General features: G+C 35.5%; 22 protein-coding genes. 5 read left to right on the forward strand and 17 right to left on the reverse strand.

The window, feature by feature from the left end:
- Nucleotides 1-189: 189 nt before the first annotated feature.
- The 8 genes from AABL52_RS25755 to AABL52_RS25790 form a co-directional block, all read right to left on the reverse strand.
- Entirely contained in the window at nt 190-1,362 is a 1,173-nt protein-coding gene (locus AABL52_RS25755) for a homogentisate 1,2-dioxygenase (RefSeq protein WP_000499922.1), read from the reverse strand.
- Nucleotides 1,328-2,284 (reverse strand): fumarylacetoacetate hydrolase family protein, encoded by a 957-nt coding sequence (locus tag AABL52_RS25760; protein WP_341519752.1) that lies wholly within the window; start codon nt 2,282-2,284, stop codon nt 1,328-1,330. The genes AABL52_RS25755 and AABL52_RS25760 overlap by 35 nt, the downstream gene beginning before the upstream one ends.
- A 66-nt stretch (nt 2,285-2,350) precedes the next feature.
- Nucleotides 2,351-3,469, reverse strand: coding sequence for a 4-hydroxyphenylpyruvate dioxygenase (gene hppD, locus AABL52_RS25765; RefSeq protein ID WP_000810916.1), 1,119 nt, complete (start codon nt 3,467-3,469; stop codon nt 2,351-2,353).
- A gap of 310 nt (nt 3,470-3,779) precedes the next feature.
- Nucleotides 3,780-3,890 (reverse strand): DUF3948 family protein, encoded by a 111-nt coding sequence (locus tag AABL52_RS25770; protein ID WP_001083699.1) that lies wholly within the window; start codon nt 3,888-3,890, stop codon nt 3,780-3,782.
- A 42-nt stretch (nt 3,891-3,932) separates the two neighbouring features.
- Entirely contained in the window at nt 3,933-4,040 is a 108-nt protein-coding gene (locus AABL52_RS25775; RefSeq protein WP_000664237.1) for a DUF3948 family protein, read from the reverse strand.
- A gap of 42 nt (nt 4,041-4,082) precedes the next feature.
- On the reverse strand, nt 4,083-4,190 hold the full coding sequence (locus tag AABL52_RS25780) for a DUF3948 family protein (RefSeq protein ID WP_000664237.1): 108 nt from the start codon (nt 4,188-4,190) through the stop codon (nt 4,083-4,085).
- Nucleotides 4,191-4,230: 40 nt separating this feature from the next.
- Entirely contained in the window at nt 4,231-4,338 is a 108-nt protein-coding gene (locus tag AABL52_RS25785) for a DUF3948 family protein (RefSeq protein ID WP_000664237.1), read from the reverse strand.
- Between the two features lie 41 nt (nt 4,339-4,379).
- Nucleotides 4,380-4,487 carry a DUF3948 family protein gene (locus AABL52_RS25790; protein ID WP_000664237.1) on the reverse strand — a complete coding sequence of 36 codons (108 nt, stop codon included), beginning with the start codon at nt 4,485-4,487 and terminating at the stop codon, nt 4,380-4,382.
- 450 nt (nt 4,488-4,937) lie between these two features.
- On the opposite strand from AABL52_RS25790, the gene AABL52_RS25795 reads away from it, so the two are divergent.
- Nucleotides 4,938-5,810, forward strand: coding sequence for a Cof-type HAD-IIB family hydrolase (locus AABL52_RS25795; protein WP_262741409.1), 873 nt, complete (start codon nt 4,938-4,940; stop codon nt 5,808-5,810).
- A 37-nt stretch (nt 5,811-5,847) separates the two neighbouring features.
- Here AABL52_RS25795 and AABL52_RS25800 read toward each other — a convergent pair whose 3' ends face one another.
- From AABL52_RS25800 to AABL52_RS25825, 6 genes are all read right to left on the reverse strand, one after another.
- Complete coding sequence (locus tag AABL52_RS25800) at nt 5,848-6,813, reverse strand: ABC transporter ATP-binding protein (protein WP_341518688.1); 966 nt, start codon at nt 6,811-6,813, stop codon at nt 5,848-5,850.
- The gene (locus AABL52_RS25805) at nt 6,810-7,790 is read right to left on the reverse strand and encodes an ABC transporter ATP-binding protein (protein WP_098237949.1); all 981 of its coding nucleotides are present in this window, start codon (nt 7,788-7,790) and stop codon (nt 6,810-6,812) included. Before AABL52_RS25805 ends, AABL52_RS25800 begins: the two co-directional genes overlap by 4 nt.
- A 10-nt stretch (nt 7,791-7,800) precedes the next feature.
- Complete coding sequence (gene opp4C, locus AABL52_RS25810) at nt 7,801-8,724, reverse strand: oligopeptide ABC transporter permease (RefSeq protein ID WP_000447962.1); 924 nt, start codon at nt 8,722-8,724, stop codon at nt 7,801-7,803.
- Nucleotides 8,725-8,736: 12 nt separating this feature from the next.
- Nucleotides 8,737-9,693 carry an ABC transporter permease gene (locus AABL52_RS25815; protein ID WP_000860686.1) on the reverse strand — a complete coding sequence of 319 codons (957 nt, stop codon included), beginning with the start codon at nt 9,691-9,693 and terminating at the stop codon, nt 8,737-8,739.
- 108 nt (nt 9,694-9,801) lie between these two features.
- Nucleotides 9,802-11,529, reverse strand: a complete 1,728-nt coding sequence (locus AABL52_RS25820; protein ID WP_000853143.1) for an ABC transporter substrate-binding protein — start codon at nt 11,527-11,529, stop codon at nt 9,802-9,804.
- Nucleotides 11,530-11,767: 238 nt separating this feature from the next.
- Nucleotides 11,768-13,471 (reverse strand): ABC transporter substrate-binding protein, encoded by a 1,704-nt coding sequence (locus AABL52_RS25825; RefSeq protein ID WP_242243043.1) that lies wholly within the window; start codon nt 13,469-13,471, stop codon nt 11,768-11,770.
- A gap of 236 nt (nt 13,472-13,707) precedes the next feature.
- Here AABL52_RS25825 and AABL52_RS25830 point away from each other — a divergent pair, with 236 nt between their 5' ends.
- Complete coding sequence (locus AABL52_RS25830; protein WP_341518689.1) at nt 13,708-13,905, forward strand: hypothetical protein; 198 nt, start codon at nt 13,708-13,710, stop codon at nt 13,903-13,905.
- Nucleotides 13,906-14,147: 242 nt separating this feature from the next.
- Here the strand turns inward: AABL52_RS25830 and abc-f are convergent, their stop codons facing one another.
- Both abc-f and AABL52_RS25840 read right to left on the reverse strand, forming a co-directional pair.
- Nucleotides 14,148-16,028, reverse strand: coding sequence for a ribosomal protection-like ABC-F family protein (abc-f, locus tag AABL52_RS25835; protein WP_341518690.1), 1,881 nt, complete (start codon nt 16,026-16,028; stop codon nt 14,148-14,150).
- Nucleotides 16,029-16,152: 124 nt separating this feature from the next.
- A complete protein-coding gene (locus tag AABL52_RS25840) occupies nt 16,153-16,287 on the reverse strand; it encodes an RAxF-45 family protein (RefSeq protein ID WP_046956655.1) in 135 nt (44 codons plus the stop codon).
- A gap of 426 nt (nt 16,288-16,713) precedes the next feature.
- Here AABL52_RS25840 and AABL52_RS25845 point away from each other — a divergent pair, with 426 nt between their 5' ends.
- The gene (locus AABL52_RS25845; protein ID WP_000709137.1) at nt 16,714-16,836 is read left to right on the forward strand and encodes a hypothetical protein; all 123 of its coding nucleotides are present in this window, start codon (nt 16,714-16,716) and stop codon (nt 16,834-16,836) included.
- Between the two features lie 134 nt (nt 16,837-16,970).
- Nucleotides 16,971-17,765, forward strand: a complete 795-nt coding sequence (locus AABL52_RS25850; protein WP_341518691.1) for a DUF4931 domain-containing protein — start codon at nt 16,971-16,973, stop codon at nt 17,763-17,765.
- Between the two features lie 11 nt (nt 17,766-17,776).
- Here AABL52_RS25850 and AABL52_RS25855 read toward each other — a convergent pair whose 3' ends face one another.
- Nucleotides 17,777-18,310 carry a transglycosylase SLT domain-containing protein gene (locus AABL52_RS25855; protein ID WP_063259895.1) on the reverse strand — a complete coding sequence of 178 codons (534 nt, stop codon included), beginning with the start codon at nt 18,308-18,310 and terminating at the stop codon, nt 17,777-17,779.
- Between the two features lie 250 nt (nt 18,311-18,560).
- Between AABL52_RS25855 and AABL52_RS25860 the strand changes: the two genes are divergently transcribed.
- Nucleotides 18,561-20,210, forward strand: a complete 1,650-nt coding sequence (locus tag AABL52_RS25860) for a polysaccharide deacetylase family protein (protein ID WP_341518692.1) — start codon at nt 18,561-18,563, stop codon at nt 20,208-20,210.
- The last annotated feature ends 13 nt before the right edge of the window (nt 20,211-20,223 follow it).

A 20,223-nucleotide genomic window follows, 5' to 3' on the forward strand; every position in this document is an offset into this window, starting at 1 on the left:
TCGCTTTTTTATTTTACTCATTGCACTTTTCCCAGTCAATACTTTTGTCGAAATAAGTAGAAATCTTTCGGAACATACAATATCCTTATCGTTGTTTCTATATATCTTTCCGTATTTTTTTTTGGTATTATTATACATGTCGATTCCACAAAAGAGGCATGCTCAATTATTGAGCATGCCTCTTTTTACCTATTTCACAGTATGTGAACCTTCTTCAATCCAGCTATACATATATTTTTCATCTTCCGTCTCATGTGCTTGTTTTACAATACGAAGCGGACGGAATGTGTCTATCATAACAGCTAATTCAAGCGTTTCTTTTTTCCCTATACTCGCCTCTGTTTTCCCTGGATGCGGCCCATGAGGAATTCCGCTCGGATGAAGTGTAATAGAGCCTTCTTCCACACCTTTCCGGCTCATAAAGTTTCCTTCTACATAGTACAGTACTTCATCACTATTCACGTTACTATGATAATATGGTGCCGGAATAGATTCTGGATGATAGTCGTATAAACGTGGTACGAAAGAGCAAATAACGAAATTGTGACCTTCGAACGTTTGATGTACTGGAGGTGGCTGATGAATACGGCCTGTGATCGGTTCAAAGTCCTCTACATTAAAGACCCACGGATATAAATAGCCATCCCATCCAACAACATCTAACGGATGGTGCCCTAAAACATGTTTATGCATATACCCTCGCGACTTTGTCATTACGACAAACTCACCTTTTTCATCATACGTCTCTAATTTTTCAGGACCACGAATATCCCTCTCACAAAACGGACTATGCTCTAACAATTGTCCGTATTCATTGCGATAGCGACGCGGCGTTGTAATTTGACTATTTGCCTCTACAACAAGAAACTTAGTCTCTCCTTCATCTGGAATAACACGATAGATTGTTCCAATTGGAATCGTTACATAATCACCTTTTCGATAGTGAATCGTTCCAAACATCGTTTCAATTTTACCTGTTCCGTAATGAACAAATAACATTTCATCGCCATCACCATTACGGTAGAAATAGTCCATTTTTTCCGTTGGAGTCACTACTCCAATTAATAAATCCTCATTCCCAAGCATAAAGTTTCTTCCGCTTACTGCATCGCCAGTTTTTTTATTTTCTTTCGTGCGAAAATGACGATGAGCAAGAGCTACATCTTCTTCATACTGCAACTGACAGGAATGTGATACCGCCGAATGCGATACTTCCGTTGGCATATAATGATGATATAAAATAGACTGCGTACCAGAAAAACCTTTCGTTCCCATTACCTGTTCACGATAAAGCGATCCATCCTTTTTACGGAATTGCACATGTCGTTTATGAGGTAGCTCCCCCATGTGACGATAAAACATGCCCATCACCTGCTTCCATTTCTTTTTTGACCGTATTACGTAACGTACCTAAACCAGTAATCGTAAGTTCTACAACATCTCCATCTTGCAGCCACTCTTCCGTACCCAGTTCTAAAATACAACCTGTCCCTACTGTCCCAGAACCAATCACATCGCCTGGATATAACGTGACGTCTTCTGAAGCACGTTCAATCATTTCAGCAAATGTATAGTAAATATCTTGGAAGTTCCCCTTTGATAATAGCTTTCCATTTACATGAGCAGTCATCTCTAACTCATAACGATCACCGTTACGATAAACCTCTAGCTCCTCTTTCGTAACAAGGTGCGCTCCTAATGAAGTTGCAAAATCTTTTCCTTTTGCCGGACCGAGTCCTACCTTCATTTCTGTTGCTTGTAAGTCCCTTGCACTCCAGTCGTTCATAATACAATAACCAAAAATGTATTCCTCTGCTTGCTCACGAGAAATATTTCTTCCTTCTTTCCCAATTACGCAAGCAATCTCTAGCTCATAATCAAGTTTTTTAGATTTCTTCGGACCAATTACAAAATCATCCGGACCAATTACAGCACGATGGTTCGTAAAATAAAAAACCGGGATATCGTACCATTCAGGTACAACATCTAGCCCTCTTCGGCCACGGGCCGTTTTTACATGCTGTTCAAACGCGTAAAAATCACGAATACTACTCGGATTAGGAATTGCCGCCGCTAATTGTACGTCCTTTAAGGAATATACACCCTTTTCTGGATGCTTAATCTTACGCAATACTTCTACATACTCATCCGCTTTCTCTAAAAAGGCGAACATAGAAGAAGGTAATTTTCCATCACTAGCAAGATTCATATCAATTACTTTGTCACCTTCAAGCCATCCAGCTCGCATTTCTTTCGAAGGAAGACGAAATGTAACAAATTTCATCATGATTCCTCCCTATGAAAATGAAATTTCCACCAGCAAAAAGACTTTTGCTGGTGGATACAAATCTTATAAGTTTCCGCGACGTTCCTGTTCTCTTTCAATTGATTCGAATAATGCTTTAAAGTTCCCTTCTCCAAATCCGCGAGAACCTTTACGTTGAATGATTTCAATAAATAAAGTTGGACGATCTACAATTGGTTTCGTAAAGATTTGTAGTAAGTATCCTTCCTCATCACGATCTACTAAAATCTTTAATTCTTTTAATCTATCAATTTCCTCATCAATTTTTCCAACTCGTGCACTTAACTCATCATAATAAGTGTCAGGTGTATCTAAAAACTCCACGCCATTTTCACGAAGCGCTTCCACTGTTTTCACGATATCGCTTGTTAATAAAGCAAGATGTTGTACACCTGCTCCATTATAGAATTCTAGATATTCTTGAATTTGTGATTTTCTCTTTCCATCTGCTGGTTCGTTAATAGGGAACTTAATACGACTTCCATTTGTCATAACTTTCGACATTAATGCTGAATACTCTGTACTAATATCATCATCATCAAAATGGATCATTTGTTTAAAGCCCATAACGTTCTCGTAATAACTAACCCACTCTTCCATTTTTTCAACATTACCAACTACGTGGTCTACAGCAATTAAACCTGACTCTTCAAATGGAATATTAAACTCCACCTGTTGGAATCCCGGCATAAATGTTCCTTTATAATTTTTACGCTCTACAAGCGTGTGAATTGTATCACCATACGTACCAATAACTGCTTTTTTCAGTGTACCGTTCTCGTCTGTTAATTCCACAGGTGGAGCAATCGCAACAGCACCACGTTTCACTGCTTCCGAGTATGCCTTATCAACATCGTCAACAAGTAAAGCAACATCTTTTACACCATCACCATGTGTCTTTACAAATTCTGCGATACGATTGTCGCTACTTAAAGCTCCAGACACAACAAAACGCATATTTTTTTGCACAAGAACATAAGATACCTTTTCACGGTTACCAGTTTCTAATCCAGAGTAAGCCACAATTTTGAATCCGAATGCTCTCGCAAGGTAATAACTTGATTGCTTTGCATTTCCTACGTAAAATTCCAAATGATCTACATCACGTACCGGAAAAAAGTCCTCCATTTGTGCAGCTAGCGTATCCATAGATTTTTGTTTCATAAAATCCTCATCCCCCTGTAAATAGATTAAATGGTCCATACTTAAAACCAACCGAAAACGCTTCCAACGTAAGTTATTAGAAATTAGTTAGCAAGCTAACAAATTCTGACCTTTAAAATTTTCTATCTTTTCTGTCAAATTCCTCTTTTTTTCTTACATATAAAATTCGACTTTTTTCTCTTTACATAAAGGAGGGAATATTCATACTTGAAGGTATATATGAGAGGAAAACAAAAAAGACCCCAACATATTAACTACTTACTAATATGCTAGAGTCTTTATTTTTTTTGAATGATTGTATTTATATATCTCATACTAATATATTTGCAAGGAATAGAATAAATGATGTTAATACTACCGCTCCACCTAATGATCCTAATAAATCTGTTTTTGTTACTTGTAACACTTGTTCACTGTTCATATTCCTCATTCTCCTTTCATTTTGTATAATTTAAAACTTCTATTATACTAATACACTTGATAGAAATACGATTAATGCCGTTAATACTACTGCTCCACTTGCTGATCCTACGAAGTCACCTTTTGTTACTTGTAATACTTGCTCTTTCATTTTGCATTCTCCTCTCTTTTTTCTTTTATTACAAAACTTCTATTATACTAATACGCTTGATAGAAATACGATCAATGCTGTTAATACTACTGCTCCACTTGCTGATCCTACGAAGTCACCTTTTGTTACTTGTAATACTTGCTCTTTCATTTTGCATTCTCCTCTCTTTTTCTTTATTACAAATCTTCTATTATACTAATACGCTTGATAGAAATACGATTAATGCTGTTAATACTACCGCTCCACTTGCTGATCCTACGAAGTCACCTTTTGTTACTTGTAATACTTGCTCTTTCATTTTGCATTCTCCTCTCTTTTTCTTTTATTACAAAGCCTCTATTATACTAATACGCTTGATAGAAATACGATTAATGCTGTTAATACTACTGCTCCACTTGCTGATCCTACGAAGTCACCTTTTGTTACTTGTAATACTTGCTCTTTCATTTTATGTATCCTCCTTTTTAATAAGTTATCTATATGTAATTTCTAAGAAATGTTTATTTCATAGTTTTTATGTTAGCGTTACATTAAAGTTAATAACGTAACGTTTGTAACATTAATGTAACATAACTATCGTTACGTTGCAATATAATTACGTAAATTTTATTACACTTTTTTTACGATTTTTATAAACACCCTTAAAAACCCTGTTTTCATGCACTTTCCACTAAGTTGATGTTTGTAATATTGTTGTAATATTACAGTCATATAACGAAATATACCCATACTTACCTCTACTTTTGTTACAAATTAAAGTGCATATTTAAATGAATACGCTGGAATCTATCAAGCTTTTACTAACTGTTCGTGCTAGATAAAATACAATCTTTCCAAGATAAGTTTATATGTTTCCTCTATATAACTATGTATAATAAAAGCAAAGAGGTGGTCATTTTGAAATTAATCGCATTAGATATGGATGGTACACTACTATCATCTAATCTTGAGATCTCCAAAGAGAACTTACAAGCTATCCAAACTGCAAAAGAGGCTGGTCATATTGTCATGATTTGTTCTGGTCGCGCAAAAGAGGATGCTTTAAAATTATTGGAAGAATATAAACTATCTCTTCCAGTTGGAGCGAGCAATGGGGCAATTGTTTATGTGGATGGAAAGGTAATTAACTCGCGTTGTTTACAAAACGATAAAGTATACAAGCTTGCAAAATTACTAGAATCTGAAGGTTTTCCATATAAGCTATATACGAATAAAGGAGTTTATTCTCCATATACATGGCAAGATCAAGTCATGCAAGCGTTTGAAGAGAACAAGCATACACTAGATGTTACACTTGAAGAACTTGAAAGAATTACAGAAAAACAAAAGAAATCAAACTTAATTACTGATTTCCAAAAAATCGAAGATGTTGTAAATAATCCAGAATTGGAAATATCTAAATTCTTCATTTTGACATTTAATGCGGCGCATCGTGCACAGCTATTAAGCATGTTACAAGAAGACACTGATATTTCCGTTACGGCATCAGCTCCTACTAATGTAGAAATTATGGATAAGCATGGTCATAAAGGGAACGGTCTACAAGAAATGGCTGCTTATTTCAATATACCAATTGAAGATACTATTGCTATCGGGGACAACTTTAATGATGTACCAATGTTACAAGTAGCTGGTTTATCAGTTGCAATGGGAAATGCTGAAGAAGATGTAAAAAAACTATGTGATGTTGTAACGTTAACAAACAATGAACATGGTGTTGCTCATGCAATCGAGCAATTTGTATTGAAACAAACTTCATCTAGTAAATAAAAAAAGGACTCTTTCTATTTGAAAGAGTCCTTTTCTTTTATACATGATGACAAGCTACAAAATGCTCCTCACCAACATTACGGAATTCTGGTACCGTTTGTTTACAAATATCTGTTGCAAACGGACAACGTGTATGAAAACGACAACCCGAAGGTGGATTTGCTGGACTTGGAATGTCACCCTCTAGTATAATTCTCTCTCGCTTCACTGTTGGATCTGGTATTGGCACAGCCGATAACAATGCTTTTGTATACGGATGAAGCGGGTTCGTAAATAACTCATCACGCGGCGCTGTTTCCACAATTGTTCCTAAATACATAATCCCGATTTTCGTACATAAATGTTCGACTACACTTAAATCATGTGAAATGAACAAATAGGATAATCCCTTTTTCTCCTGTAACTCACTAAATAAGTTAATGATTTGTGCTTGAATAGATACATCTAGTGCTGCCACAGGTTCGTCAGCTACAATGAATTCCGGGTTTAATACCATAGCTCTTGCGATAACGATACGCTGACGTTGTCCACCAGAAAACTCATGAGGATACCGATCAATATGATATGGGGCTAAGCCACATAACTCTAATACTTCTGTTACCTTTTCACGAACATTTTCCTTCGTCGCCAGTCCGTGAGCCAACATCGGCTCGCCCAGTGCTTCTCCAATTCTCATTCTCGGATTTAGTGAGCTAAATGGATCTTGAAACACAAGCTGCATATTAGGACGATGTTTTCTTAATTCCTCTTTTGATAAAGAATGAACATCGTGTCCTTTAAACTTCACTTCCCCCTCCGTTTTTTGGACGAGACGTAAAATGGTTTTTCCTATCGTCGTTTTTCCGCTTCCTGATTCACCAACAAGACCAAATACTTCGCCTTTATTAATAGTAAAACTTACTCCATCAACTGCTTTTACATGTCCAACTGTTCTACTAAATATGCCGCCTTTAATCGGAAAATATGTTTTTAAGTTTTTCACTTCTAATAATGGTTCATTCATTGTTCCGCACGCTCCTCATATAACCAGCAAGCTACTTTATGATTCTCATCATGTACATTTAGATTCGGTGCTTCTTCTTTACATATTTCCATACAATGCTCACAACGACCGCTGAAATAGCAAAATTCATCCAAACCAACTAAATTAGGAACTTGCCCTGGAATAGAATATAGTTTATCTATTCGTTTTCCCATCACTGGTTTTGATTTCAACAAGCCTTTCGTATATGGGTGTTTCGGATTTTGGAATATTTCTAGTACTGGGGCTTCTTCAATAACTTTCCCGCCATACATAACGACAACGTAATCAGCCATTTCTGCTACAACGCCTAAATCATGTGTAATTAATAAAATGGATGTTTTAAATTCCTCTTTCACTTGTCTTAATAAGTCTAATATTTGAGCTTGAATCGTAACATCAAGAGCCGTTGTCGGTTCATCAGCAATTAATAACTTAGGATTACAACTAAGTGCAACAGCAATCATAATACGTTGTAACATCCCGCCGCTCAGTTCGTGCGGATAAGAATGGACGATTTCATCAGCACGAGCTATGCCGACTTTACGAATTAACTCAATTGCTTTCTTATACGCTTCGTTTTTACTAAGTAATTCATGCTCCCTTAACGTCTCTACAATCTGTTCCCCTACAGTGAAGACCGGATTTAGCGATGTCATCGGTTCTTGGAAAATCATCGCAATATCATTACCTCGTAAACTACGAAGCTCTTTCTCTTTCATTCCTAAAAGACTTTTTCCTTCATATAAAATATCTCCGCCTACTACACTGCCGGATTCAGCAATAAGTCCCATAATAGATAAAGCTGTTACACTTTTCCCGCAACCCGATTCACCTACTACACAAACCGTTTCACCTTCTCGAACAGCAAAGCTAACATGGTTTACAGCCTTTACTGTCCCTTCTTCTGTCTGAAAGTGTGTTTGTAAATCTTTCAGTTCTACTACCGCTCTACTCATACCTTCTCACCTACCGTCTCATCTTTGGATCTAACGCATCACGAAGTGCATCACCAAGTAAATTAATGGATACAACTGTTATAAAGATTGCGAAACCTGGCGGAATCCATAACCACGGACGCTTTTGAAAATCAATTAATGAGTTAGCTGCGCTAATCATATTCCCCCATGATGGTGTAGGTGGGACGACGCCGAGACCTAAGTAACTTAGTGCGGATTCACTTAAAATAGATCCAGCCACACCCAAAGTTGCTACAACAATAAGCAACGGAAAGACATTAGGAATTAAATGATGGATAATTTTCCGAGAATCCTTTAATCCTAATACATCTGCTGCTTGCATAAAGGCTTGCTCCCGCAATGTTAAAATTTGTCCCCTCACAAGACGAGCAAGTCCTGGCCATCCTACTAAACTTAAAATAATCATTACAACATATAAACGGTATTCCGATGGTAATTTCCATTCTGACAGAATTGCTCCCATTATAATAAGTAGCGGTAATCCCGGAATCGACATTAACACATCCGCAACACGCATAATTAAATGATCTACAACCCCTCGATAAAAACCAGCAATCGCTCCTAATAGAGCTCCTAGTATAACGGATAGTAGCATCGACGCTAAACCAATCGTTAGTGAGATACGTCCTGCTTGCATAAGTCTAGTTAAAATATCCCGTCCCAACTGATCGGTTCCAAGCCAATGTGATAGGCTGGGTGGCTTATTAATTTGTGTTACTTGTACTTTCCCATCAGCATATGGTGAAAAGATTGGACCGATAAAACTAAATAAAAACATGAATATTAAAACGTATAAGCCATACAATGCCATCTTATTTTTCTTGATTTTTTTATACGCTTGGCGCCATGGTGATGATTCATTTCTCTTTTTTCGTTCTTTCTTTTTCTCTATTATTGGTGTAATAGTCTCCATATCTTTCCCCCCTTACTTCAATCGAATTCTTGGATCAACAAACGCATATACAATATCAGCTAAGAAATTAGCCATAATGGTTAAACAAGAAAGAAACATCGTAAAGGCCATTAATACCGTATAATCACGGAAGTTTAATGCTTCTAATTGAATACTCCCAATCCCTGGCCAGTTAAAAATCTGTTCAATAATAATAGCTCCTGAAAATAAACCTGGTAATTCAAAAGCAAGTAATGTAATTGCTGGTAAAATTGCATTTTTCAATGCATGTTTATAAATAACAGTTCTTTCTTTTAAACCTTTTGCACGAGCAGTACGAATATAATCTTGCCTAACAACATCCAACATGCTGGTTCTAAAATATCGTGTTAACGATCCTACACCAAGAAGCGTTAAAATAAACACAGGTAGAATCATGTGACGTAATACTTCAAATATGTATGCTATCCCTGTTGAGTTACTCCCAATATCAATCATGCCACCAATAGGTAGTAACTTTAAATCAACTGCTAATAATTTAATTAAAAATAATCCGATAAAGAATGATGGAAATGACATTGCTGCAAAGACACCGATTGTTACTAATCTATCAAACCAAGAGTGCTGCTTTGTTGCAGAAATAACCCCAATAATAAGAGCAATAATCCAAGTGAAAAATAAAGCTGCAACAGCAACGATAAATGTATTCCAAATAAATTTATTAAGTAATGAAGTTACAGGTTCTTGATACTGTAAAGAAAATCCAAAATCACCATGTAAAGCATTCAATAACCAGTGAAAATATCTTTCAATAATTGGTTTGTTTAAGCCATACAATTCCCTTAACTCTTGAGCTCTCTCTGGTGTTAACTTTGGATTTGAATCAATATAATCCCCCGGCAAAAGTGCAAATAAGAAAAAAATAATAATAGATGTACCAAACAATGTAGGGATCATTTGAAGGAACCTACGAATGATATATGTTTTCACCTTTTGTCTCCCCAATCCTATTTACTTAAAAATAGAAGAACATTTTTTCAAAACAGCTACTATTCCATCGCTGTATGAAAAAACGCCTTCTATTATTTAGGTCAACCCTTATTGTTCAATAGATAACACCGGTAAGTTGGAACTAATGCTATCGTACTTTTCTGGATCAATTCCTTTTATACGTGCATTATGAGCATAAAGTAGTTTACGATAGTTTAATAAAATAACTGGTGGATCATCACTTAACTCTTTGTACAGTTCTTTATAAATTGCTTTACGTTTTTCAATATCTGTCGTCCCTATACCTTTTACAATCAAGTCATCTACTTTCGGGTTGTTATAACCCGTATCACTTTTTGGATTAGTTGATAAGTAATCACTTACAACTTCACTTGGATCACTAATTCCTGGTGTTGAAACTGCAGCTAAATCGTAGTCACCTTTTCCTACTTTTGAAAGCATCGTATTAAAGTCCATCAATTCTGGATTTAATTCAACACCGATTTCCTTGTAACTTTCTTTTGCAATTGGAATAAAGATATCATTTGTTTTACCTGTATTTGATGCGTAGTATGTTAATTTTAATTTTTGACCATCTTTTTCACGAACCCCGTCAGAACCTACCTTCCAACCAGCTTCATCCAATAATTTTTTAGCCTTTTCTACGTCGTGTGGATATTTATTAATACCTTCTTCTGTATATGCCCATGAAACTGGCGCAATTGGTACGTTAGCAACAGATCCATATCCTTGTAAAGCTGTATCCACATACTTCTTACGGTCTAATCCATAAGTAAGTGCTTGACGTACCTTCTTATCTTTCAAATACGATTTCTTATTATTTACATAGATATAAGCAATATCACTTGATGATTCAAGATTAATATTTGCAAACTCTAATCCTTTTAATTGGTCTATATTCTCAGGATTTGCTCTAAATCCACTATAGTCCAGTTCACCTGTTTGGAATAATTGGAATCCAGTATCACCTGATGTAATTTTGTAAATAAAGTTTTTGATTTTTGGTTTACCTGCATAATAATGTTCGTTAGCAACAAAGCGTACTTCTTGACCTGGAACATATTTTTCAAATTTATATGGACCCGCTGCAATTGGTTGCCCATATAATGCTTTTAAATAGTCTAAACTTGTATTTTGTTTATAATCTTTTCCATAGTAAGCTTTTGATAGCACTGGGCCACCTAAATTCGTTAGCGCCTGTGAATTAACTTTTTCAGTTGTAATTTTAATTGTCTGTGGATCAACAACTTGAATTCCTTCAATAGAAGTTGCTTTTCCTTCCTTATATTCTTTCCCGCCTTTAACAGCATACTGAGCAATATCCAATCCACCTTCATACGCTTTATCATGAAGTAGTGTTAGTGTAAATGCTACGTCATCCGCCGTTAAAGGCGACCCATCACTAAATTTTAAATTTTTACGTAAGTGGAATGTATATGTTAACTGGTCAGCAGAAATATCCCATTTTTCTGCAAGATCCGGAACAGGTTTACTTTGTTTGTCTGTTGTTACTAATGACGCAAAAATAACAGACGTTACATTTCCATCCCAACCATTCTCTTGGAAATACGGAAGGAAAACTCCCCCTGGCTTAGAAATGGCTGTAATAAAGGTATCTTTTCGTTGATTTGCTTTCTCTGGACTTTTCTTTTTATCTGTAGCTGGAATTGATTCAATCTTAGCGTCTTTTAAATCCTGCTTTTTTACCGGTTCTGTAGAAGCCGTATCCTCCTGTCCCCCACAAGCAGATAACACAAGCGAACTACTCAGTAATACCGAAAATACACCAGCCCATTTTTTTGTCTTTGTCTTCATTGTCCCCACCCTAACTGTTTAATAGTTATACCCTTTGAACTTATTAGCTTATGTATGCCTCCCACAGCACATTTATAGCCAATCGGAAAAGTCGGTTTTAATCGTAAAAAAATAGATGTTTTTGAGGGGTAACAATCCTATTCCGACCTTTCCGGTAGACTTTATGGTTATTAGCTTATATCGTCAGTTATATTTTGTCAATTCTTTCTGAATAAATATTTCGATAATTCTTCCTAAATTATTTTTCTATCTTCAATTTAGGTAAACTTAATAAAATACCGTTATAGTTATCTTCTTGCAATCCTTGAATGCGTGCATGATGTGCAGACACAACTTTGCTATTATTTAAGAAGATTACAGGCGGGTCTTCACTTAACTGTTGATATAACTTTTTATAAATTTCTTTTCGCTTTTCAATATCCAACGTTTCTAATGCTTGCTTAGCTAATTCATCTACTTTTGGATTATAATATCCATCATAATTTCGTTTACTTGTTGAAACAAACTCCTCAATCGTTCCACTCGGATCATCAATCATTGGCGTAGATACCATCGCCAAATCATAATCACCTTTTATCACTTTTGAAATCATCGTATTAAAGTCCATATATTCTGGGTTAAACTCTACACCAAGCTTTTTATAATCTTCTTTCATCACAGGAATCATTACATCATTTATTTTACTTGCTGATGAGGCAAAATAACTTACTTTCAGTTTTTGTCCGTCCTTTTCACGAATTCCATCCGAATCAGCTTTCCACCCAGCCTCATCCAGTAGTTTCTTCGCCTTCTCTAAATTATACTCATATTTATTAATACCCTCTTCTGTATACGCCCAAGAAACTGGCGTAATCGGTACATTAACGAGTGACGCATATCCTTGGAAATACGTATCAATAACCTTTTGACGCTCTAATCCATAAATAAATGCTTGGCGGACACGTTTATCTTTAAAGTATGGCTTCTTATAATTCATTTTAATGTAGCCGTAAGAGCTTCCTGTATATACATTAATATTAGCAAAACCTAAATCCTTTAACTGTTCAATCGTCTCCGCGTTTGTCGTAAAACCATCATAATCTACTTCCCCGGCTTGAAATTGTTGTAGCTTCGTATCACCTTTTGTAATTTTATAAATAAAATGCTCAATCTTCGGTTTTCCTTCAAAGTAATTTTCATTTGCTAAAAATCGAACTTCTTGACCAGGAATATATTTATCCAATTTATAAGCTCCTGCTCCCAGCGGCTTCCCATACAGTTCTTTTAAATACTCCAAGTGTCCTTGTTTATACTCTTTCCCGTAATAAGCTTTTGAAATCACTTCTCCGCCAATTAACGATAATGTTTGGGCATTTACCTTTTCAGTTGTAATTTTAATTGTTTTCGAATCTACGACCTGAATTCCCTCAATAGAATTCGCTTTTCCTTCTTTATATGCTTGCCCACCTTTTATTGCTGTTTGACTTATATCAGTCGCACCACTATAAGTTGGATCATGTAATAATGTTAATGTAAATGCTACATCATCTGCAGTTAACGGGGATCCATCACTAAACTTTAAATCATCTTTCAAATGGAACGTATATGTAAGCTGATCCTCCGAAATATCCCACTTCTTCGCTAAAATTGGAATTGGTTTTCCTTCCTTATCGAGTCCAACAAGAGGGGCAAAGATAGCTTGCGTTATGTTACCATCCCATCCATTCTCCATAAAGTGCGGCAGGAATATCCCTCCAGGACTTGGCATTCCAACTACAAAAGTATCTTTTCTTTCTTTTACTTTAGTAGGACTTTTTGCTTTGTCGCTTGCTTTAATAAACTCATCTTTTACTTTTGGTACGTTCCCGGCTTCATTTGTACTTGCTTCCTCTTGACCACATCCGGCTAGTAATACCGATACACTAAGAAATGTAGCAAGTGCTCCTTTAAAAGCATTTTTCATTAGACGCTCACCTTTACCTTCCTAATTTTTAACGATGTAGGAACATAGCCCCCTTCCTGTAACTATCTTTATTTTTCCTATAAAAATAGTATGAATTAATTTCAAGATTATTCCTTTCCTTTCAGCATGTCAATTGTTCTCTTTTATTTCGTATTAAAAAATTAAAAATCCACTTCTATTCGTTCAGTATGGGACATAGAATACTAATAACCAATTACCAAAAAGGGGGCGAAAATATGGACAACCTATTCCAATACGTCCTGCACTACGTATTATTAACAATTATGATAGTCGGGGCGCTATTACTATTCCCATTCTTCCCAAAGTTCGTCCTCTTTTTAGCTTTTTTTATTATTCTCGGGATCGCCATTATCATTTCAACAAGAGAAGATACGACACAAAAAGAAAACAGAGTTCAGCGCGTAAAGCTGTAACTCTGTTTTTTTATTTTCAATCCTGATTCGCTGTTACACATACTTATGTCTCGGGAAATAAGTAACCGATCAAAAAAAACTAATATCATCTATGTTTTACAATCTATGCAAATTACGGAACAAAGATGTATCAAATTTACTGTTTCACGTGAAACACAATTTTTATTTTTCTCTTAAAGTAAAATATCAGTATAAAAAAGCGAATCCCTTCAGCAAAGCTGAAGGGATTCGCTTTCTACTTTTTACTCCACAATATTCCCTAACTCATTATATAACTCCGCTCGTAACAATTCTTGCTTCGTTTTTTCCTCATACAATTGTTCAAGCATTTCAACATCAACTACATGTTCCATCTTACACTCAAGCGTATATATATCTTCTTCTACACGCATTAACTCGGTTTCAATCTCCTCAACATTCCTAACTTCTTTCTTTTTTATAGGAGCTATTTCTATCCTTTTTCTTCCTTGATGTTGCTGCTTTATTATTTGTGTCTCAAGTTTTTCTTCCCACTTTTGACGCGCCCATGCATAGTTTCCAGCAAACTCAAATAATTTACGCTCATCAATCCAATACGTCTTTTCAAATAACTTATTTAAAAAATAACGATCATGTGAAACAGCTAAAATCGTTCCATTATATCGTTCAAGGGCTTCCTCTAAAACTTCCCTTGATTCAATGTCAAGATGGTTTGTCGGCTCATCTAAAATTAAAAAATTAATATCTTGATACATAAGTTGCGCAAGCCTTAATCTCATTTTTTCTCCACCGCTCAGTTGCGTTACTTTCTTAAACACCGCTGGACCATAAAATAAAAACTTAGCTAATATATGTCTCGCTTCTCCCTCTGTTACAGCTACATATTCCCTGAAAGCTTCTAATACATTACTCTTCACATTTCCGTACGCATGCTGTGATAAATAACCGATTTTCACACTACTACCAATTCGAATTTCACCAGCGTCTGGTTCTATTTCTTCTAATAGTAATTTTAGTAACGTTGTCTTCCCTGTACCATTACGACCGACGATCGCCGCACGCTCTTGAAAACGAACATGTAAATTCGCTTCATTAAATAAAGGATGGCCAGCAAACCCTTTACTCACTTCTTTCATTACAACAACATCTTTCCCACTTCTCTCTTGCCCTTCAAACTGAAGCCCCATTTGTTTTCGTTCTAAAATAGGTTTCTTTAGTTTTTCTATACGTTCCAGTGCGCGTTCCATACTTCTCGCTCTCTTATGCAATCCTTCATTCGGAGGATTCGCCTGATTTGCCCATTCACGTAGTCGCTTAATTGCTTCTTTCATTTTCTTTATTTTCTTTTGCTGTTCTTGATAAGCCTGGAACTCCTGCAGCAACCGTTCTTCCTTTTCCTCAACAAACTGAGAATAGTTTGTATGATACACGTGAATCTCTCCATCTTCTAAATCAAAAATCTTCGTTACAACTTCATCAAGAAAATAGCGATCATGTGAAATAACCATAACCGTTCCATTGTATTCTTTTAAAAATTGTTCTAGCCATTCTACGGCGAATAAATCTAAATGATTGGTTGGTTCATCTAATAGAAGTAGATCTGGTTTCTGCAATAGCATATATGCAAGACTTATCTTTGTTTGTTCTCCACCACTTAACTCCAGAAATGATCGAGGAAATAGTTCTGTCACCTGTAGACCATTTGCTACCTTCATCAAATTCGCTTCTATTTCATAACCACCAAGGAACGCAAACTTTTCTTGAATTAATCCGTATCTCTCCATTAATTTTTGTAAAGCGGACGGTTCTCGTTCTTCCGCCATATGTTTTTCTAAAGTACGCATTTCTCTTTCTAATTCCTTTTCTGCTTTAAAAGCCGAACTCAATACATCATATACAGTCATACCCTCATCAAATTTCGGAATTTGTGCCACATGACCAATACATGTACCTTTCTTCATATGAATGGCTCCTGCATCTAAACTTTCCATTCCAGTTAGAAGCTGAAAGATTGTTGTCTTCCCACTACCGTTACGACCAACTAATCCAACACGTTCACCATTCTTTATTTCAAGCGATATATTTTCAAATATGATGTTTCCACCAAAAGATTTCGTTACATTATTTACACTACAAATTGTCATTTTCCGTACTCCTTTCAATATAAAAAACCATGGGAAAGAAACATTCCCCATGGTTTTCGACATAGAAAAAGGAAGCCAAATAGCTCCCTTTTCACACGTTTATTAAAAATGGGTGAAGAGATTTCTATCGTTCAATAGCTACTATGCAATTGTTAAAAAAGGACAGACGTATCCCGTTAACAACTACATCATGAAAAATCGCACGACAAAAATAGATATAATCTAAAAATTTGGCACGTGCAGCTAAAGAACGTTTCATCTCATTCACCTCTTTCGTACGGAATTTAATACTTACTTCTTTATTATACTTTCCCATTTCATGTTTGAATAGTCATTTTTCTGAAAATAATGAAGATAGACTAAACATTTCAATAAGTGACATCTAATCTTACAAAACTGTTATGTTCACGTAATGGAAAGCGATAGTACGAAAAGATGCCTCCCTATACAATAAAGATGTAAATAAGAGAGACAACAAAAGGAGGAAACAATCATGATGAAAGAAATCGTAAAAGCAATCTTTGAGGTATTAGTGAACGGACAAGCAGTTGTAAAAGAACTAAACGAACTATAAAAAGGAGTGAGAGAATATGATGAACATGGTAAAAATGATTTTACACGCTCTAGTTGATGCAAAAGCAGTTAGCCAAGAATTAAACCAACAATAAAAAAGGGGTAAACGAATATGAAGAAAGCCATTATTTTAATCGCGAGTACAGCAATTGCCTTATACACAATAAAAAATAGAAAAAAGAAACATAATAAAAACGATCTATATTATCCATACACATTATTAAAGAAAAAATAAAAGACAAGGTACCCTGTTGTAATGAGGATATCTTGTCTTTTATTTTTCCTATTCCCTTTAAAGGATTTCCTTCTCCTTTTCCCGAATGTATTAAGCGGGATTTTTACACATATTTTAAAGGGGCATATATATAAATGGATACACAACAACTATACTTTTTAAACGATATCGGCAAACAAAAACCAGAAAGCATCCGGAATAGAAGCGCTGCATGTCCTTTTTGTGACAGAGAAAATTTAACGGATATTTTAGCAACTGAGGGCTCAATTATTTGGCTAAAAAACAAATTTCCTACATTAAAAGATACATTTCAAACGGTGCTAATCGAAACCGATAATTGTGAAGATCATATTGCGACATATACAGAAGAACATATGAGATCGCTAATTCGTTTTTCGATTAAACATTGGTTAAACTTACAGAAGAATGAAGAATTCACATCTGTGATTTTATACAAAAATCACGGTCCATTCTCAGGCGGGAGTTTGCATCATGCACACATGCAGATTATAGGAATGAAATATGTAGACTATCTCGGTAACGTAGAACAGGACAACTTCCGAGGAGTAATTGTACAAAAAAACGAACGCATTGAACTCAATATTTCAGATCGTCCTATTATCGGTTTTACTGAATTTAATATCATCATTGAAGATACTGGATGCATAGATGAACTAGCAAATTATATTCAGCAAACTGTACGTTATATACTGACAGATTTCCATAAAGGATGTAGTAGTTATAACTTATTCTTCTATTACTTGAACGGAAAAATCATTTGTAAAGTTGTTCCTAGGTTTGTCGTTTCACCATTGTATGTAGGATATAAAATACCGCAAGTTTCTACAAAACTAGAAGACGTGAAAATACAACTAGCGCAGTATTTCATACAAGAAAAGGATGAAGTTATTCATAAAAAAACAGAGTAGGTATAAAAAACCTACTCTTTTATTACGCCTTTATTTCGATAGTACACATCTTCTAATCCGATGTTATACTTCATGTTATTATCCGTCCACTCGGGCCCTAAATTTCCTGGCCATCCAGATGTATTTGCTACATATTTTAGTAATGCAAAATCCGTCAAACCTTTCTGCACCCCGCGCTTATACCCTTTCATTAAATGCGGCATTGCAATTTGCGCATTTGTGCGCGGATCTTTCAACTCTTCATCAGTTAAATGATCTGGTGCAAGCCCGCCACCGCGATGCAATTGAAACAATCCGAATGAAGTTCCGTTATCTCCAATACTTCTTGGATTTAACCGGCTTTCATGTTCGGCAATTGTAAGAGGTATCCATTCTGGAAGATTGACTTTCTTTGCTTCCTCTATAATAATTTGTTTCATCTGTTTTGCTTCCTCTGAGTCAACATAGCTTGTCTCATTCACTAGCTTGTCCATTCCTTCAGACTTTCCTTGGAAATATAAGTACACCCCCAGAACAACTAAAAATCCTACAAAGAATTTCTTCACTACCACTACCTCTTTCTCCGCTGAAATTTGTCCCCTTTCAGCCTTCTTCCCTTTACAATTACCCACATTCTATCATTCTCTTACCCTTTTATCATAGCAAATAACTATATATATTATCATCATGCTTTAGACCGATTTTGTGAAAAAACAGCTGGTAAATACGTGCAAAAATGTAACTTTCATGGACTACAACGTATTTCTTTTATATAATTGTAAATTGAACTCTACATATAGAATAGGAGCAGACCAAATGAAGAAGTGCATATTACTCTTGTTCAGCATTTTACTACTTATCCCTATCCACACCTCTGCACAAACATCATCAAAACCAAAAGTACTTGTTTTATACAGTACAAAAGACGATCAAATTACAAATAATATTCAAATCCTTAATACTCAATTAGGACATTTTACAAGCGATATAACTACGAAAAGTTTAAAAAAGGCTAACGAAATTACTAATTCATCTTCTTATACACATATTGTTTATATCGGGGAACAAAAAGAAGAATTTCCTATTGAAACAAAGAAACTTCTAGAAGATTTCTCAGGCCCAGTATTAGTTTTAGGACAAAATGCTGAACAATTATCTAATCGCTTTTCTTTCATTACACTAAAGGATAATGATATACGAGTTAATAAAATCGAATATCCAAGCCATAAGCTAAAAAACACTTTAGAAGAGGACCGATTGATTCAAGCTTTTGATACAAACGGAACTGTTCTTGCTAACGCTTTAACCCCACATAGCAAGAGCCCACTAATCGTTCAGCATGAAACATCTTATTATGTTGCAACATCAAATCTCTTTGACTGGATGTCTCATTACGTCGGCGAAATGTTATTTTCTTACTTCGGACAAAAACCAACGACAGATAAAGTGGAAGCTTATTTACGTCTTGAGGATGTTCATCCAGCCGCAGATATAAATAAATTAAAAGAAATTGCTGAATTACTAAAAGAGAAAAAGATTCCTTACATGATTACAGTTATACCGGTATATAAAGATCCGGATACAGGAAAGACAATACATTTAAAAGATAAACCTGAGCTAGTCGATCTTTTACGCTCTATGCAAGATGATGGTGCAGCAATTATTATGCATGGTTATACGCACCAATTTTATGATAGTGAAACTGGAGAAGGTTTTGAATTTTGGGATGTAAAAACAGACCAACCAATTCGACAACCGAAGCATGAACAACCAAAAACAAAAGATGACTTTCCTAATATAGAAGCATATAATGCATACGCAAAAAAAGGGGAAGAATTTGAAGAAAAATATACGACTGAGCATATTGAAAAGGGCATTCAAGAACTTGTAGATGCCAAACTGTATCCTGTCGCATTTGAAGCACCCCATTACACGATGTCCCAAAAAGGATATGAAATATTATCAAGATACTTTTCAACTTATGTAGGACAACTACAGTTAAGTGATACAACTTGGAAATCCATGCACTCACCATTTTATACAAGTACCCCATCATTTTTACACGGGATGAAATTAATGCCTGAAACAGTTGGTTTTATTGAAGAAGATAAGCCACATGCTATTGCAAAGATGAAGGAACGTGCTGTATCTGTTGCTAAATTATCCGATGGAGTTATTGGTGCATTCTATCATCCTTACTTAGGTGTGAAACCATTAAAAGAAGTATTAAAGGATCTAGAAAGCATTCCGAATATAGAATGGATTGCTTTACAAAAAGAAACAAATGAAGTGAAAATGCAAGATATTCATATTACTACTAATAAGGACGGCATTCACGTTGAAAAGCCAACAAGCGCAAGCGACGTAATGGACTATGTAAAACAATATGGATTCTTCCTTATACTTGGTTTCTTCATCATTGTCTTTCTATTGTTATTAAGACGTGCGAAAAAATTAGAATCCTAAAATAAAACCACCA

Source organism: Bacillus paramobilis (assembly GCF_038096195.1).
In the GTDB taxonomy this organism is placed as follows: Bacteria; Bacillota; Bacilli; order Bacillales; family Bacillaceae_G; genus Bacillus_A; species Bacillus_A mobilis.